The following is a 14,911-nucleotide window of genomic DNA, read 5'->3' as shown; positions in this document are numbered from 1 at the left end:
TACTCGATTTACCCGATTTTCTCGGTCTGCTCGGTCTACTCGAACCGGGACGGATCGCCTGCGCCGTGCCGGACGACCTGCGGCTCACCCTGCGAGAAGTCGACGACGGTGGTCGGCTCGGTGCCGCAGTCGCCCGCGTCCAGGACCGCGTCGACCACGTGGTCCAGCCGCTCCTTGATGTCCCAGCCGTGCACCAGCGGTTCCTGCTGGTCGGGCAGCAGCAGCGTGCTGGACAGCAGCGGCTCGCCCAGCTCCGCCAACAGCGCCTGCGCCACCGGGTGGTCCGGGATGCGCGCGCCGACCGTCTTCTTCTTCGCGTGCATCAACCGGCGCGGGACCTCGGTGGTCGCCGGGAGGATGAACGTGTAGCTGCCCGGCGTCGCCGCCTTGATCGCCCGGAACACCGCGTTGTCCACGTGCACGAACTGCCCCAACTGGGAGAAGTCGCGGCACATGAGCGTGAAGTGGTGCCGGTCGTCCAGGTGCCGGATCTGCCGGATGCGGTCCAGTCCCGTCTTGTTGCCCAGCTGGCAACCGAGCGCGTAGCAGGAGTCCGTGGGGTAGGCGATCAGCCCGTCCGACTTGATCAGCTCCACCGCCTGGTCGATGGACCTGCGCTGTGGGTTCACCGGGTGCACGTCGAAGTACCTCGCCATTCCGGGCAGCCTAGACCGTTCCTGATCAGTGTTCAGGAGTGCGTGGGTCGTGGACCCGCTGCCTGGCACTGCGCGCATCCCGAACGGTGTTGGGTGCGGGTGCTGGCGGGCCGTCCGGCACGTCGGGGGCCGGGTCGGTGGCTGGCGTTGGCCGCCGGGCTGGCGGTGCTGGCGGCGGGCGGTGCGGTGGCCGTGCTGTCCACGCCGTCCACCGCGAGCGCGGCGGAGACGTTGACCAGGGCCGCGTCGGTGGTGACGGCCGATCCGGAGCTGCGGCCCGGTCAGTACCTGTACACCCACACGCGGGACTGGTCGATGGCCATCGACCACCGCGGTGGCGAGAACTTCAGCTACCTGTACGAGGGGGTGGTGGAGGTGTGGCGGCCGCAGGACTGGCGTGGCGAGTGGTTCCAGCGCTACACGGTCACCGGCAAGCGGCAGTGGGTGGAGGGCAACGAGGCCGACGCGCGGGCCGCCGGGGTGGTGATCGACGAGCTCCGGGTGACCGAGCGCGCGGCCGCCTGCGGCGAGTTCGTGCCGGAATTCGGCAGGACCGCGCCGTGCGCGCCGGGCACGTGGCTGAATCCGACGCCGGACTTCGTCGCCGCGCTGCCCCGGGATCCCGACGAGCTGCGCCGTCAGCTCCTGGCCCACCCCTCGCTCGGCCCGGTGACGCTGGCGCGCGACGTGCTCTCGACCGGCTGGGTGCCGCATGACCTGCGTGCCGCGTTCTACGAGGCGTTGGCCGGTGTGCCGGGCATCCGCATCACCGAGCGTGCGGTCAACCTGGACGGCCGCGTCGGCGTCGCGTTCAGCGCGACGGAGGACCGGAACGGCCAGGAGATCGTGATCGACCCGGACACCGGCCAGTTCATCGGCGAACGCCTGATCGCCACCGCCGAATGGGAAGGCCTGCCGGCGGGCACGGTCTGGTCGTTCACGTCGGTCACCACCGCCGTAGCCGACTCACGCCCCTGACGTTCTGAGCGTTGAATTCACGCGCTCCGAACGTAGGACTCTCGCGTGTGTCCTACGTTCGGGATGCGAGTGTCCTGCGTTCAGGTCAGGGCGAGCATGGTGCCGAGGGCCGCGAAGGCTCCGGCGAAGCACCGGCGGATCCACGTCTGCACGCGGGGGCGGTTGACCACGTGGTCGCGGACGGCGGCGGCGAACCAGCCGTAGCCGACGAAGACCACGAACGTGAGTGCCATGAAGATGGCGCTCAGGTTGATCATGGTCAGGACGGTGTCCGCGGAGTCGGGGCGGACGAACTGCGGCAGGAACGCGAAGAAGAAGATCGTGAGCTTGGGGTTCAGGAGGTTCACCATGACCCCGGACGCCACGACCTTCGTCGCGGAGCGGTGCGGCGCACCGGGTTCCACGGTGAGCGCGGACTTGTCCCGGATCGTGCTCCACGCCAGGTAGAACAAGTAAGCGACACCCAGGTACTTGAGCACCTGGAACGCGGGCGTGCTCGCGTTCAGCAGCGCGGCCAGCCCGGTCAACGCCGCCAGCATGTGCGGGATGATCCCGAGCGTGCAGCCCACCGCCGCCACGAGGCTGGCGCGGACACCACCGGAAAGTCCGGCCGCGGTCGTGTAGAGCACGCCGGTCCCGGGTGTGGCGACGATGACGAGCGATGTCAGCAGGAATTCGACACTCACGGGGTGCATCCCGTCGTGGAGCGGTTCATGACGTTCACCCTGATGACAGACTGGTCCTGTGAACAGGTCCAATGGAGGCCCGTTCGACCGGTCCATAACTTCGGGCTCGGACTTCCTCCAACTCGACATCGGCGACGCTCCCGTTGGCGGGCGCGCCGAGTGGCTGGCCGGACGGCTCCGGCTGGCGATCGCGGACGGACGGCTGCCGATCGGCAGCCGACTGCCCGCGACCAGGGTCCTGGCGGGCGAGCTGCGCGTGTCCCGTGGCGTGGTCACGGAGGCCTACCAGCGCCTGGCCGAGGACGGTCACGTCACCGGACGTGGACGTGCGGGCACGGTGGTCGTCGCCGCGCCGGTCACCAGCGCCCCCGCGTCGCCACGCCCACCCCGCCCGGACCCGGTGTTCACCCGGCCGCCGGGCGCCGACGTCTTCGACGCGCTGCGGGCCACCCCGGCGCGGATCGACCTGTCACCCGGTGTGCCGGACCTGACCGCGTTCCCGCGTGCCGCCTGGCTGCGCGCCGAACGCGCGGTGCTCGGCACGTTGTCGGCATCGGACTTCGGCTACGGCGACCCACGAGGTGCGCCCGCGCTGCGGCAGGCCGTCGCGCACTGGCTGGCGCGCAACCGGGGCGTCCGGGTCGACGTGGACGAGGTCGTGATCGTCGCGGGTGTCGCCCAGGCGCTCGGGCTGCTGGCCCAGGTGTTGCACCGGGAGGGGGTCACCGAGGTCGCGGTGGAGGACCCGAGTTCGCTCGGCGCCCGCCAGCACCTGCACAACTGGGACGTGGCCACGCCGCCGATCCCGGTGGACGCCGAGGGCATCCGGGTGGACGAGTTGCGGGCCCAAGGCGCCCCGGCCGTCCTGCTCACGCCCGCGCACCAGTTCCCGACGGGCGTGGTGCTCGGCGGCGAACGGCGGCGCGAGCTGATGCGGTGGGCTGACGCCGGCGGCCTGGTCATCGAGGACGACTACGACGCCGAGCACCGCTACGACCGGCCACCCGTGCCCGCGCTGCGGTCGATGCTCGCCGAACGCGTCTGCTATGCGGGCAGCGTGTCGAAGGTGCTGGCGCCGGCGCTGCGGGTGGGCTGGCTGCTGGTGCCGACCGCGTACCGGGAACGGGTGGTCGAGGCCAAGCGGTACGCCGACCTGGGCAACGCCGTGCTGCCGCAGCTGGTGCTGGCGGCGATGATGGGATCCGGCGAACTGGAACGACACTTGCGTTTCGTCCGGAGACGTCACCGCCGCAGGCGGGACGCCATGATCGCGGCGATCGCACAGCACCTGCCGGGCGCGGTCGTGCACGGCGCCGCCGCCGGCCTGCACCTGCTGATCACCTTCGAGGACGGCGTGTCGGACACCGAACTCGCCGCCGCGACCCTCGCCCGGGGCGTGAAGGTGCAGCCGTTGTCGTGGCACGGCCAGCGCCCCGGCAAGCCGGGGCTGGTGCTGGGTTACGGCGCGAGCGTGCCGACGGACATCGCCGAGGGCATCGCCGTCATCGCGGACGTCCTGCGGCGTGGCTGATGCCGGTCGTTGATCGCCGTGGTTTTCGTCGTCGTCCCCTTGTCCAAAGGGATTCACATCCACGCCGTCACACGATCGCGTGGACGATCTCCACGGTCGGATTTGGTTGATCATCCTAAGTGGACGTGGGTGGTCGCGTGTGGTCAGGATGCGTGTAACGCCGGGAATCTGGCGCGGTGATCCTGCGCCGCCTCTGGGCGTGTCACGCTTGGTTCAGAGTGAAAGCAGAACAACCACTCATGTCTCGCACGACCGCAGACGCACACTCACACGCCCACGACCGTGCTCATGGCCCGCTGCCCGTCCACCTCGTCGGCTCACTGCCCCGACCCCTGTGCGACGACCCCGCCACCGCGATGGGCTGGTTCCTCCGCCACCGCGGCGACGTCCCGTTGACCGCCGTCCCGTACGACCGCGACCCGCGCTGGATCATCGACTGGCTCACCCACCACCTGTCGTCCCTGCCCGCGCTCGACCAGGTGCGCGGCGGTGAGAGCCGCGGCTACGACGACATGCCGTACTACCGCGTCCGGCCTGGTCACCGGCTGCGCCCGGCGGACGTCGGCCTCGCCCGGATCGAGCAGGCCGAGGCGGCGTTCGCGGCGTTGGAACGGCTGGACGGCGCCGTGACGGGTGAACCGCTGCGGGTGCAGGTCGGCATCCCCAACGCGCTCGACCTGGCCCTGTTCGCGTTCGGCTCGGTGGCGGCCGCGCGCGAGTGGATGCCCACCATGCAGGCCGCCGTGCTGGCCGAGGTCACCGGGCTGGACGCCCGGTGGGGTGATCGGGTGCAACTCCAGTTGGAGTCGCCCGCCGTGCTGGTGTCCTACAACGCCACCCCGCACCTGGCCTGGCCGTTGCTCACCGCCGAACTCACCCAGCAGGCCGCCGAGATCTTCGGGGCCGCGCCGCACGCCCGGTGGGTGCTGCACCTCTGCTACGGCGACCTGGAACGCACGCCCGTGTTCACGCCGACCGACCTGAGCCCGGCCGTGGAGTTCATCAACGCGCTGGCCGACCTGCTGCCCGGACGCGGCATCCCGATGCCGACCGTGCACCTGCCCGTGGCCAGCGGCAAGAACGCGCCGCCGACCAATCCCGCCTTCTTCGACGCGCTGCGGTACCTCCGGCGCGGGGTCGAGGTCATCGCGGGTGTGGTGGCCGAGGACCACCCGGAGGAGACCCGCGAAGCGCTGCAACTGACCGTGGACGCGTTGGGGGTGCCGGTCGCCGGCGTCGCCGCCGCCTGTGGGTACGGGCGTCGCACCGAGGACGCCGCCGCGGCGAACCTGGAGTTGGCCGCGCAACTCGCGCGGGAGTGGAGCGGGCACCGCGCCTGACCGGGGGTGGGTGGGGCCGAACTGCCTGGCCTCACCCACCCCCGGTGAACGTCACGCAGCACCTCGGGTTGTCCTCAGGCGGTGCTCCGCTCGGGTCGCGTTGACGTTGCGCGGTGGGCGGCCTGTCGACGGCGGAGATCGCCAGGGCGTTCCTGGTGTCCGAGCTGCTGGCGTTGATGCTGCTGCACGACTCACGGCGGGATGCCCGCATCCGTGACGGCGAGATCGTGCCGCTGCACGAGCAGGACCGACTGTGTTGGATTGCCGCTGCTCCGCAGACGGCGGGCTCGGTCGCCGGGAGGTCGATCGTTCGCGCCTGATTTTCCGGCGATCGAAAAGCGTGATCGCCGGAAAATGAGTCGCGAACGATCGACGCGACCTACGCCGGTGCCGACCTACGCCGGACTACGCCGGTGCCGGTGACACGGCCGGCTCCTCGTCATCCTTCCGGGGCTCGTCCTCCAGAGGAGGGACGTCCTCACCGGCGAGCACGGCACGCAACCGGTCCCGGTCCAGCTGGCCTTCCCACCGCGCCACGACCAGCGTCGCGACGCAGTTGCCGAGCAGGTTCACCGACACCCGCATCGAGTCCATGATCCGGTCCGCGCCGAGCAGGATCGCGACCGCGGCCACCGGGATCGCGCCGTGACCGATCGCCGCCACCGTCGCGGACAGCGCGAGGAACGACGAACCGGGCACGCCCGCCATGCCCTTGGACGTCAGCATGAGCACGAGCACCGCGGTGATCTGCTCACCCAGGCTCAAGTCCACGCCGAGCGCCTGCGCCAGGAACAGCGTGCAGATCGCGAGGTACAGGGTCGCGCCGTCCAGGTTGAACGAGTAGCCGGTCGGCACCACCAGCCCGGTCGTCGCCCGCGAGCAGCCCGCGTTGGTGAGCTTCGCCATGATGCGCGGCAGCACGACCTCGGTCGACGCCGTGCCGAGCGCGATGAACAGCTCGTCCTTGATGTACCTGACGAACTTCCACAGGCTCACCCCGGCGAGGTACCGCGAGATCGCCGCGAGCACGAGAATGAACAGCGCCGCCGCCAGATAGCAGCAGGCGATCAGTTTGCCGTAGTTGCCGAGCGACGCGATCCCGTACTGCCCGACGATGTAAGCCATCGCGCCGAACGCGCCCAGCGGTGCCAGTCGCATGATCCAGCCGATGATGGTGAAAAAGAGCCGGCTGCTCTGCTCGATGAAGGCGACGACCGCCTGCGAGCGGTCCCGGAACTTGGCCAGCGCCAACCCGAACAGCACCGCGAAAAAGAGCACCTGGAGCATCGCGTTGTCCGCGAACGCCTTGATGGCCGACGTCGGGATGACGTTGACCAGGAACTGGACGGTGCTCGGCAACTCGCCGTCGTTGGTCTTCTTGGCGACGGCTTCCGCGCCGGTCGCGAGCGTGGCGGGGTCGATGTTGAAACCGCTGCCCGGCTGCGCCAGGTTGCCCACCAGCAGGCCGAACAGCAGCGCGAACGTCGTGACGACCTCGAAGTAGATCAAGGCCTTCACGCCGATGCGGCCGACCGACTTGAGGTCGCCGACGTGCGCGATGCCCAGCACGACCGTGCAGAAGACGATCGGCGCGATCAGCATCTTGATGAGATTGATGAAAGCGTCGGCCAACGGCTTGGCGCCCGCACCGACCTTCGGCCACAACACCGCGACGAGAATGCCGGCCGCGATGGCGATCATCAGCTGGACGAACAGCGACCGATACCATGGCGTTCTGTTGGCGAGTCCCCGCATTTCACTGCTCGGCAGCGCACCGGCTTTTGACATGCGACGAAAAATAGGTGTGGCTCGTGGCGGTGTCATTTCCGAGCGGTTTCGGGCCGATGACGCCGATGATATATCTTCCGCTTCGCGGAATTCGGTGACCGGCTTCACCCACCTCGTCCCGGCACACCTCTGGCCCTGACCGGCGTGAGCGGGTATGCCGGTGCGGTGCCGGACACCCGCCGCCCGCGTGTCACGTACGGTGAAGGTCATTGCGCCGTTGGAGTCACCGAGGAGTACGCGACATGGCTGAACGGTCCCGTGCCAAGAGCGGGCAGGTGATCCGCACCGAGTGGATCGCCCCTCAGATGATCCGCGTGGTGCTCGGTGGTGACGGGCTCGCGGAGTTCGCCGTGGGTCCGTACACCGACAGCTACGTGAAGCTGATCTTCCCGTTGGACGACGTGCTGTACCCCGAGCCGTTCGACATCGGGACGGTCCGCGCCACGATGCCGCGCGCCCAGTGGCCCCGGACCCGCACGTACACCGTCCGCAAGTGGGACGCCGAGGCCCGCGAGCTGTGGATCGACTTCGTCGTCCACGGCGATTCGGGCGTGGCCGGGCCGTGGGCGGCCAAGGCGCAGCCCGGTGACGTGATCCACTTCGCCGGTCCCGGCGGCGGGTACGCGCCCGACCCGGACGTCGACTGGCACCTGATGGCGGGTGACGAGAGCGCGTGGCCCGCCATCGCGGCGGCCCTGGAGGCGTTGCCCGCGGGTGCTCGGACGAAGGTGTTCGTCGAGGTCGACGGGCCAGAGGACGAACATGCCGCCGACGCCGACGTGGTGTGGGTGCACCGCGCCGGACGGCCGCGCGGCGAGAAGGTCGTCGCGGCGGTGAAGGCGTTGGACTTCCCGACCGGCGTCGTCCAGGTGTTCGTGCACGGTGAGGCGTACATGGTCAAGGAACTGCGCGGGCACCTGAAGGTCGACCGGGGCATCGCGCGCGAGCAGATGTCGATCTCCGGCTACTGGAGGCTCGGCGCGGACGAGGACGGGTGGCAGTCGTCCAAGTCCGACTGGAACCGGCAGGTGGAGCAGGAGCAGGGCTGAGATCAGCGGGCCGTCCGGCCGATCACGTGGTGCACGCCGGGTTCCACGTCCTGCTGCACGGCTCGTGCCGGCTCATCCCGCCTGACGCGATCCCGTGCCGTTGCACGCGGGAGACGTGGTGTTCCTGCCGCCCGAGCCGTCCGGCGGCTCCGACGAGAACCCGCCGACCCGACCGCGGTCCGCGCCCGCGCTCTTAATGCACAGCTGGTCATTAGCGTGGTAGCTTCGTTAGTGACCAGTTGTTCATTAGTGGAAGGCGAAGTCGTGTCCCTCGAACCGCTCACCCCGGAGAACACCACGATCGTCCTGGTCGACCACGCCGTCGGCTTCGCGAACGTGCTGCGCTCGCACGACACCGCACTGCACATCAACAACGTCGTGGGGTTGGCGAAGACGGCCAAGCTGTACGGCAGCGGCCTGGTGGTGACCAACGGCCTGCCGTCCAAGCCCTCCGGCCCGCTCTACCCGCAGCTGCTGGAGGTCATCGGCGACCACCCGGTCATCGAACGAGGCGGCAACTTCAACGCCTTCCTCGACGAGGCGTTCACCGCCGCCGTCCGCGCGACCGGGCGGCGCAAGCTGGCGATCGCGGGCGTCTCCACCGAGGGCTGCGTGCTGCAGACCGTCCTCGGGGCACTGCGCGAGGACTACGAGGTCCACCTGGTCGTCGACGCCTCGGCGAGCGTCACCGCCGAGACCCACGAGACGGCGGTCCGGCGCATGGTCCAGGCCGGCGCCGTGCCGATCACGTGGTTCTCACTGGCCGGCGAGTTCACCGTCGACCACCGCTCACCGACCGCCGCGCACTTCCAGCAGCTCATGCGCGAGCACGTCCCGACCATGGCCGTGGGGGTGCGGTCGTGGCTGTCCTCGCTCGAACAGGCGAAGCTCGCTTCGGTCTAGGGTGCGATCGGGCAGACCAGGCCTGTGATCCAAGGGCTGTCCCGCCGCCGGTATCGTGATCTCCATGACCGCATGCCGAAAGGCCGATGCCGCGTAGCCGGCCTGGCGCCCTGCGCGCCCGACAGCTCAGCCCTCGTGCCTGGGTGAGCCCGCTCCCGGTCCGGATCCGCGGGCTCTCGGCCCGCACCGGCCTCGCGATACACCGGGTGGAAGTGCTCGGCGGCGACTACTTCCTCTTCCCCGGCGCCACCGACCGCGCGTTACGGCGGTACCGAACCTTTCTGACACCGGCGGGACGCCGGCCCCTCTACCCGGAGGAGGCCGAGTGTTCGTGCAGGGGCTGCTCTTTCGACGACGTGAGGCACGCCCGCGACATGCTGGACAAGGTCCTGCGGCAGCTGCCTTCGCGGGCCCGCGCCGAGCTGCGGCGCCGAGTGGCGTCCCTGGACACCGTCTACCTCGAGCGCACTCTGCCCGATCCGTTCGCCGACCGTCGGCAGTGGCGCTCCGACCTCTGGTGGCGGCGCCGTCTCGCCGGCGGCGGGAAGCAGGGGTGAGCGACCCTCAGGCGGGTGGGATGTTCTGGTTGAGGCGGAAGAAGTTGTCCGGGTCGTACGCGCGCTTGAGGGCCTTGAGCCGGTCGTACTTCGCCGGCCCGTACGCCTGGCGGACGCGCTCCTCGCCCTCGTCCATCAGGAAGTTCACGTAGACACCGGTGTGGTGCGGCGCGAGCGCCGACCAGTAGGAACGCGCCCACTCGCGTTCGGCGTCGAAACCCTCGGCGGTCGTGCTGTTGCCGTTGATGTTGAAGCTGAAGCCGGCGTTCCGCCCGGTGAACGCGGTCTCGTCCTCGCCGACGCGGGCGACCGCACCGCCCATCTGCCACAGGGCCACGGTCGTCACCGGCGACACGATCCGGCTGCCGTACTCGGCCATGGTGTCGATGACGCCGTCGCTGAGCCCGGCGACGTCGCAGGCCCGGAAGTAGTACCACCAGCCGTGGGGGAAGCTCGGGTCGAACATCGACTGGTGGACCAGGTACGGCTTGGGCTTGCACAGGTCCAGCAGCGGCCGGCCGAAGGACTTCAGCGGACTCATCACCCGCTCGGCGTCCTCCACCGCGCCCACGTGGCAGGCCGTCACGACGATGACGCGCTTGCCGACCAGGACGGGCGGGATGGTCGGCAGTGCGGGGACACGCCGTTGCACGACGATCGTCATCAGCTCGTCCGGGCAGTCGGCGATCCAGTCGCGGTAGAACTCGAGGACCTGCGGGGCGTCCTCCACCGGCCAGAAGACCGGTCCCCCGTAGACCTCGGGTCCCACCGGGTGCAGCCGGAACTCGAACTCGGTCACGATGCCGAAGTTGCCGCCGCCTCCCCGGATCCCCCAGAAGAGGTCGGCGTTGTGGTTCTCGTCGGCCCGCACGAACCCGCCGTCGGCGGTGACGACGTCGACCGACAGCAGGTCGTCGACCGTGAGCCCGTACTTGCGCATCATCCAGCCGATGCCGCCGCCGAGCGTCAGGCCGGCGACCCCGGTGTGGGTGACGATGCCGGAGGTCACCGCGAGCCCGAACTCCTGCGTCTCGCGGTCGAGTTCCCCCAGCACCACCCCGGCCTGCACGCGCGCTGTCCGCGTCTCCGGGTCGACCCGGATCCCTTTCATCGGGGACAGGTCGATGACCATGCCGCCGTCGCAGACCGAGTAGCCGGGAAAGCTGTGCCCTCCGCCGCGCACCGCCACGAGAAGCCCGTGCTTCCCGGCGAAACGCACCGCCGAGCGGACGTCCGCGACGCCCGCGCAACGGACGATGAAGCCGGGGTGCCGGTCGATGGAGCCGTTCCACACCCTGCGGTGCTGCTCGTAGCTCTGGTCACCGCGGCGGACGATCTCACCACGCAGCGTCGTCGCAAGTTCCTCGACGGCGGTGTGATCGATGTGGACCTGCCCGGTGCTGGTCACGGTCGTCAGGGTAAACCGCGTGCGCGACGGCCGCCGTCCGGAAACCCCGCCGGTCGCGGGTCACAGCCGGGGTCGGGATGACACGGGGGCGCGGGAACGTTCGGTTGAGTGGGCGTCGACCAGATTCGAGGAGCGGAGTGACGACATGGCTACGGTGACCGAGAGGGCCGTCCTCGCGGGTGGTTGTTTCTGGGGTATGCAGGACTTGTTCCGCCGTCATCCGGGTGTCGTCTCCACCCGTGTGGGTTACACGGGAGGCGACGTCCCGCACGCGACCTACCGCAACCACGGCAGCCACGCCGAGGCGATCGAGATCGTCTTCGACCCGGCACAGTTGAGCTACCGGCAGATCCTGGAGTTCTTCTTCCAGATCCACGACCCGACGACGCGGAACCGCCAGGGCAACGACATCGGCACCAGCTACCGCTCGGCGATCTTCTACGGCAGCGACGAGCAGAAGCAGGTCGCGGAGGCGACCATCGCCGACGTGGACGCGTCCGGCAAGTGGCCGGGCAAGGTCGTCACCGAGGTCACCCAGGCCGGTGACTTCTGGGAGGCGGAGCCGGAGCACCAGGACTACCTGGAGCGCTACCCGAACGGGTACACCTGCCACTACGTCAGGCCTGAATGGCAGCTCGGCGAGCGTTGAGCACGACCGTCGAGATCGTGGCCCCGCTCACGGACTGTCTGGTGGTGGGCACGCGGTTTCGGGTGGGCGTCCGTCCTCGATTCGCAGGACGGCCGTGCCGACGAGGTGCTGCAGCGCGGTCCTGAACGCCGTCCGTGACGGACCGTCGAGGTCGGCGAGCAGGTTGTCCTCGATTGCCGCGATGTCCTCGCGGGCGGCTTGGAGAGCGCGGCGTCCCTGCGGGGTGACCTCGATGATGCGGGCTCTGCGGTCCGCGGGGTCGGGTCGGCGGACGACCAGGCCGCTGTTCTCCAGTTCGTCGAGGATGAGGACCAGCTTGCTCTTGTCGACCGACACGGCCTGGGCGAGGGCGAGCTGGTTGCGGGCGGGGGAGTCGACGATCGCCATCAGCACGGTGTAGCCCCAGTGGCTCATGCCGTGCGCCTCCACCACCGCGGCCTCCGCGGTGGCCAGTCCCTGCTTCAGGCGGGCGAACACCCAGTGCAGGTCCTCGTGCAGCCGGCTGCCGGGTGAGCTCTCGGGGGCGCGAGAGGCGGTCATGGTCGTCAGGATAGCAAGGTCGAAATATCTTCTTGACTTCAGATCATCTTGTTCTAAGTTAGTAGTGATTCAAGATTATCTGAACATGGAGGTAGTTCGATGGACACCGGGCTGAAGGGGCGCGTCGTGCTGGTCACCGGCGCGACGACCGGGATCGGAGCCGCGACGGCTCGTGCCTACGGGCGCGAGGGCGCCCGGGTGGCGATCACCTACCGGAACAACCGCGAGAAGGCCGAGAAGGTGGCCGCGGAGGTCGAGGCGGCGGGTGGGCAGGCGCTCGTCGTCCGGCTCGACCTCGAAGACCTGCCCGGTATCGGTGGCGCCGCCGCGACCGTGGTCGAGCAGTGGGGCGGGATCGACGTCCTCGTCGCCAACGCCGTCCGCTGGGGTGGTGACGCGCCACCGGATCCCGGCGTGCGCTTCGAGGACGTGCCGCTGGAGGAGTGGCAGGCGATGATCAACGCCAACCTGGTGGGAGCCGCCGCATCGGTCCGCGCGGTCCTGCCGGGCATGCGCGCCAAGGGCTGGGGGCGCATCGTGCTGATCTCCTCGGGTGTCGCGGAGGAAGGCCTGCCCGGCCCCGGTCCCTACGGGACGGCCAAGTCCGGCCTGTACGGGCTCGCCCGCAGCCTCGCCTGGGAGGGGGGACGGGACGGGATCCTGGTCAACGTGGTGGCACCCGGCTTCACCCTGACCGACAACCGGCCGGACATCCCGGAGTCCGTCGTCACCGCCCTCGCCTCGGCCACACCCACCCGCAGGCTCTCGGACTCCGACGACGTGGCGAGGATCGCCGTCTTCCTCGGCTCGGCGGCCAACGGCAACCTCACCGGCGAGCTGATCCGGGACGGCTCCTCCGCCGCACGCGCACCGCACATCGGCGGGTGACCGACCACCCGGACCGGGCCCGACCGGCCACCGGATCCGGGACAACCTCGTTTGTCCGCACCGTTGCGGACTCAAGAGTGGACAGTCGCGGGACGATGACGAGCGGTGGGTATTTGGCGACGGCCCGGAACCGGGCAGGAGGCGTTTGGCCAGAAGGCCGTGGCATCCGGGGCCGCGCGGATCTTCCAGGCCGGCCGGGACCTGCACATCTACGACGCGGTCGATCAGCGACGCGAGGTGCAGCGGAGAGTCCTCGCACGGAGCGAGTTCGTGCGACGGGATCTGCCGCTGAACCTCGAACACACCCTGCGCGCGCCGATCCGAGGCCGCGAGGACGACCTGTCGTTCCTGCGCGACAACGTGGCCGCGGGCAGGCACGTCGTGCTGGCCGGCCCACGTGGCATCGGCAAGACCCTGTTGCTCCAGCACGCGGCGAACACCGGGACGCTGTCCGCGCGCGTGGTCGCCGACGACGCCCGTCTGGTCTGGCTCGACCGGGTTCCGCTGTGCGCCGAGGACATCGTCCAGGAGCTCGTGCACACCTGCTACGAACTCGACCCCGACACCGTGGTGCCGGACAGCCTCGCCAGGCGAATGCTCGGCGAGGTGCGCGCGCTCGTCGTGCTCGACGGCGTGGACCTGCCTCCCGACGAGGCACGCGTGGTCATCTCGGCCATGCCCCGCAGCGTGTTCGTCCTGTCGTCCCGGCGCGACGACCTGTGGGTGGTGGCCAAGCAGCGGTCGTTGGGCGGGCTGCGCCTCGACGACGCGATCGCGATGGTGGACGACGAACTGGGCGAACCCCTCGACCGCGAGACGGTCGAAAGCGACTGGGACGAGTGCGACGGCAACCCCCAGGACGTCCTGGAGCGCGCCGTGTTGCGGGACTCCGCCCGCAGCCAGGGCAAGGTGCCGGAGGGCCTGTCGGGCTCCGAGGCGCTCGCGGTGGTCATCCCCGTCGTGCTGACCTCGCTCACCGATCGGGCGCGCGACGCCCTGCGCGCGCTCGTCGCGTTCGGTGACGTGGAGTGGGGCGGGGAACTGCTCTCCACGGTGTGCGGTGTGCCCGAGGCCCGTGGTGCGGGCAAGTTGGCGCGGAAGGGCTTGGCGCAACGCGAGAACGACCGGTATCGCGTCACCGATCTCGTGGCGGGGTTCGTGCCGCCGGTTCCGGAATCCGAGCTCCCCGGGTTGGTCGACCGCATTGCGGAGTGGGTGACGGGGGCGCTCCCGGATGCCATCGCCTGGGAGATCCGCGTCATCGAGAGAGCGCTGAAGCGGACCCTGGACGCGGGGATGCACGACACCGCGTTGTCGTTGGCCCGCGTGGCTTCCGCGGGGCTCATGTGGTCGCGGCACTGGGGCGCGTGGGCGGTCGTGCTCGGCCTCGGGTTGCGTGCCGCGGTCGGTGCGGAGTCCGTGCGCGACGAGGTCTACTTCCGCTACTGCCTGGCCGTGCGCAGGCTCAACGACGGCAACACCGAGGAGGCCGCCGAACTGCTGATCGCCGCCGTGAGCCTGGCCCGCGACGACCACGACGAGCACCTGGCGACCCGGGTGCGCGAGCTGCACGCGGAGGTCCAGCACGTCGCCGGTCGGCAGCCCCTGTCCGCTGTGGACACGGTTCTGGGCAGGATCGCCGAGGCGGGCGCGCCCGTGATCACCACGCAGTGGGCGTCGGGCAACGGCCCGGTGACGCTCGAGCGGATGTCGACCGGCAAGTACAAGGCGCACTTCGCCAACGGCTACATCCCCAGCACCATGCACGTGGCCGCTCGGGGCTACGGCAACCACTGCAGCATCATGCAGCTCAACGACTACAGCTTCGCGAACGACACCTCGATCTGGATCGTCTGCTTCGACTCCGGGGGGACGCTGGTCAACAGCGGCTTCAACCTGATCTACACCTCGGCGCGGATCTACTAGCTCCCGGGAGTG

General features: G+C 69.9%; 15 protein-coding genes. 10 read left to right on the top strand and 5 right to left on the bottom strand.

Annotated elements, in window-relative coordinates:
* Nucleotides 1–35 precede the first annotated feature (35 nt).
* Nucleotides 36–656: an L-threonylcarbamoyladenylate synthase gene (locus FM051_RS37545; protein WP_158851794.1), complete on the bottom strand. Its 621-nt coding sequence runs from the start codon at nt 654–656 to the stop codon at nt 36–38.
* Between the two features lie 93 nt (nt 657–749).
* Here FM051_RS37545 and FM051_RS37540 point away from each other — a divergent pair, with 93 nt between their 5' ends.
* Nucleotides 750–1,634, top strand: a complete 885-nt coding sequence (locus FM051_RS37540) for a CU044_5270 family protein (protein WP_158851792.1) — start codon at nt 750–752, stop codon at nt 1,632–1,634.
* 80 nt (nt 1,635–1,714) lie between these two features.
* On the opposite strand, the gene FM051_RS37535 is transcribed toward FM051_RS37540, so the two are convergent.
* Nucleotides 1,715–2,320 (bottom strand): LysE family translocator, encoded by a 606-nt coding sequence (locus FM051_RS37535; RefSeq protein ID WP_158851790.1) that lies wholly within the window; start codon nt 2,318–2,320, stop codon nt 1,715–1,717.
* 58 nt (nt 2,321–2,378) lie between these two features.
* Between FM051_RS37535 and pdxR the strand changes: the two genes are divergently transcribed.
* The 3 genes from pdxR (at nt 2,379) to FM051_RS54155 (ending at nt 5,511) form a co-directional block, all read left to right on the top strand.
* Nucleotides 2,379–3,851 carry a MocR-like pyridoxine biosynthesis transcription factor PdxR gene (gene pdxR, locus FM051_RS37530; protein WP_158851788.1) on the top strand — a complete coding sequence of 491 codons (1,473 nt, stop codon included), beginning with the start codon at nt 2,379–2,381 and terminating at the stop codon, nt 3,849–3,851.
* 239 nt (nt 3,852–4,090) lie between these two features.
* On the top strand, nt 4,091–5,191 hold the full coding sequence (locus tag FM051_RS37525) for a hypothetical protein (RefSeq protein WP_158851786.1): 1,101 nt from the start codon (nt 4,091–4,093) through the stop codon (nt 5,189–5,191).
* Nucleotides 5,192–5,304: 113 nt separating this feature from the next.
* Nucleotides 5,305–5,511 carry a DUF6596 domain-containing protein gene (locus FM051_RS54155; RefSeq protein ID WP_158851784.1) on the top strand — a complete coding sequence of 69 codons (207 nt, stop codon included), beginning with the start codon at nt 5,305–5,307 and terminating at the stop codon, nt 5,509–5,511.
* An 85-nt stretch (nt 5,512–5,596) separates the two neighbouring features.
* Here FM051_RS54155 and dctA read toward each other — a convergent pair whose 3' ends face one another.
* Complete coding sequence (gene dctA, locus FM051_RS37515) at nt 5,597–6,979, bottom strand: C4-dicarboxylate transporter DctA (RefSeq protein WP_238412933.1); 1,383 nt, start codon at nt 6,977–6,979, stop codon at nt 5,597–5,599.
* Nucleotides 6,980–7,221: 242 nt separating this feature from the next.
* On the opposite strand from dctA, the gene FM051_RS37510 reads away from it, so the two are divergent.
* The 3 genes from FM051_RS37510 (at nt 7,222) to FM051_RS37500 (ending at nt 9,488) form a co-directional block, all read left to right on the top strand.
* Entirely contained in the window at nt 7,222–8,028 is an 807-nt protein-coding gene (locus tag FM051_RS37510) for a siderophore-interacting protein (RefSeq protein WP_158851782.1), read from the top strand.
* Between the two features lie 264 nt (nt 8,029–8,292).
* Entirely contained in the window at nt 8,293–8,931 is a 639-nt protein-coding gene (locus FM051_RS37505) for an isochorismatase family protein (protein WP_202919216.1), read from the top strand.
* A gap of 143 nt (nt 8,932–9,074) precedes the next feature.
* Nucleotides 9,075–9,488, top strand: coding sequence for a hypothetical protein (locus tag FM051_RS37500; RefSeq protein WP_238412932.1), 414 nt, complete (start codon nt 9,075–9,077; stop codon nt 9,486–9,488).
* A 7-nt stretch (nt 9,489–9,495) separates the two neighbouring features.
* On the opposite strand, the gene FM051_RS37495 is transcribed toward FM051_RS37500, so the two are convergent.
* A complete protein-coding gene (locus FM051_RS37495) occupies nt 9,496–10,896 on the bottom strand; it encodes an FAD-binding oxidoreductase (RefSeq protein ID WP_202919215.1) in 1,401 nt (466 codons plus the stop codon).
* Between the two features lie 145 nt (nt 10,897–11,041).
* Here FM051_RS37495 and msrA point away from each other — a divergent pair, with 145 nt between their 5' ends.
* Nucleotides 11,042–11,545 (top strand): peptide-methionine (S)-S-oxide reductase MsrA, encoded by a 504-nt coding sequence (msrA, locus tag FM051_RS37490; RefSeq protein WP_158851780.1) that lies wholly within the window; start codon nt 11,042–11,044, stop codon nt 11,543–11,545.
* A 27-nt stretch (nt 11,546–11,572) separates the two neighbouring features.
* Here the strand turns inward: msrA and FM051_RS37485 are convergent, their stop codons facing one another.
* Nucleotides 11,573–12,085 (bottom strand): MarR family winged helix-turn-helix transcriptional regulator, encoded by a 513-nt coding sequence (locus tag FM051_RS37485; RefSeq protein WP_158851778.1) that lies wholly within the window; start codon nt 12,083–12,085, stop codon nt 11,573–11,575.
* A gap of 99 nt (nt 12,086–12,184) precedes the next feature.
* Here FM051_RS37485 and FM051_RS37480 point away from each other — a divergent pair, with 99 nt between their 5' ends.
* Both FM051_RS37480 and FM051_RS37475 read left to right on the top strand, forming a co-directional pair.
* The gene (locus tag FM051_RS37480) at nt 12,185–12,973 is read left to right on the top strand and encodes an SDR family NAD(P)-dependent oxidoreductase (protein ID WP_158851776.1); all 789 of its coding nucleotides are present in this window, start codon (nt 12,185–12,187) and stop codon (nt 12,971–12,973) included.
* A gap of 159 nt (nt 12,974–13,132) precedes the next feature.
* Nucleotides 13,133–14,899, top strand: a complete 1,767-nt coding sequence (locus FM051_RS37475) for a hypothetical protein (RefSeq protein ID WP_158851774.1) — start codon at nt 13,133–13,135, stop codon at nt 14,897–14,899.
* The last annotated feature ends 12 nt before the right edge of the window (nt 14,900–14,911 follow it).

Origin of the sequence: Saccharothrix deserti, assembly GCF_009769385.1 — a bacterium.
In the GTDB taxonomy this organism is placed as follows: Bacteria; Actinomycetota; Actinomycetes; order Mycobacteriales; family Pseudonocardiaceae; genus Actinosynnema; species Actinosynnema deserti.
This window is presented reverse-complemented; position numbering and strand designations above follow the sequence as displayed.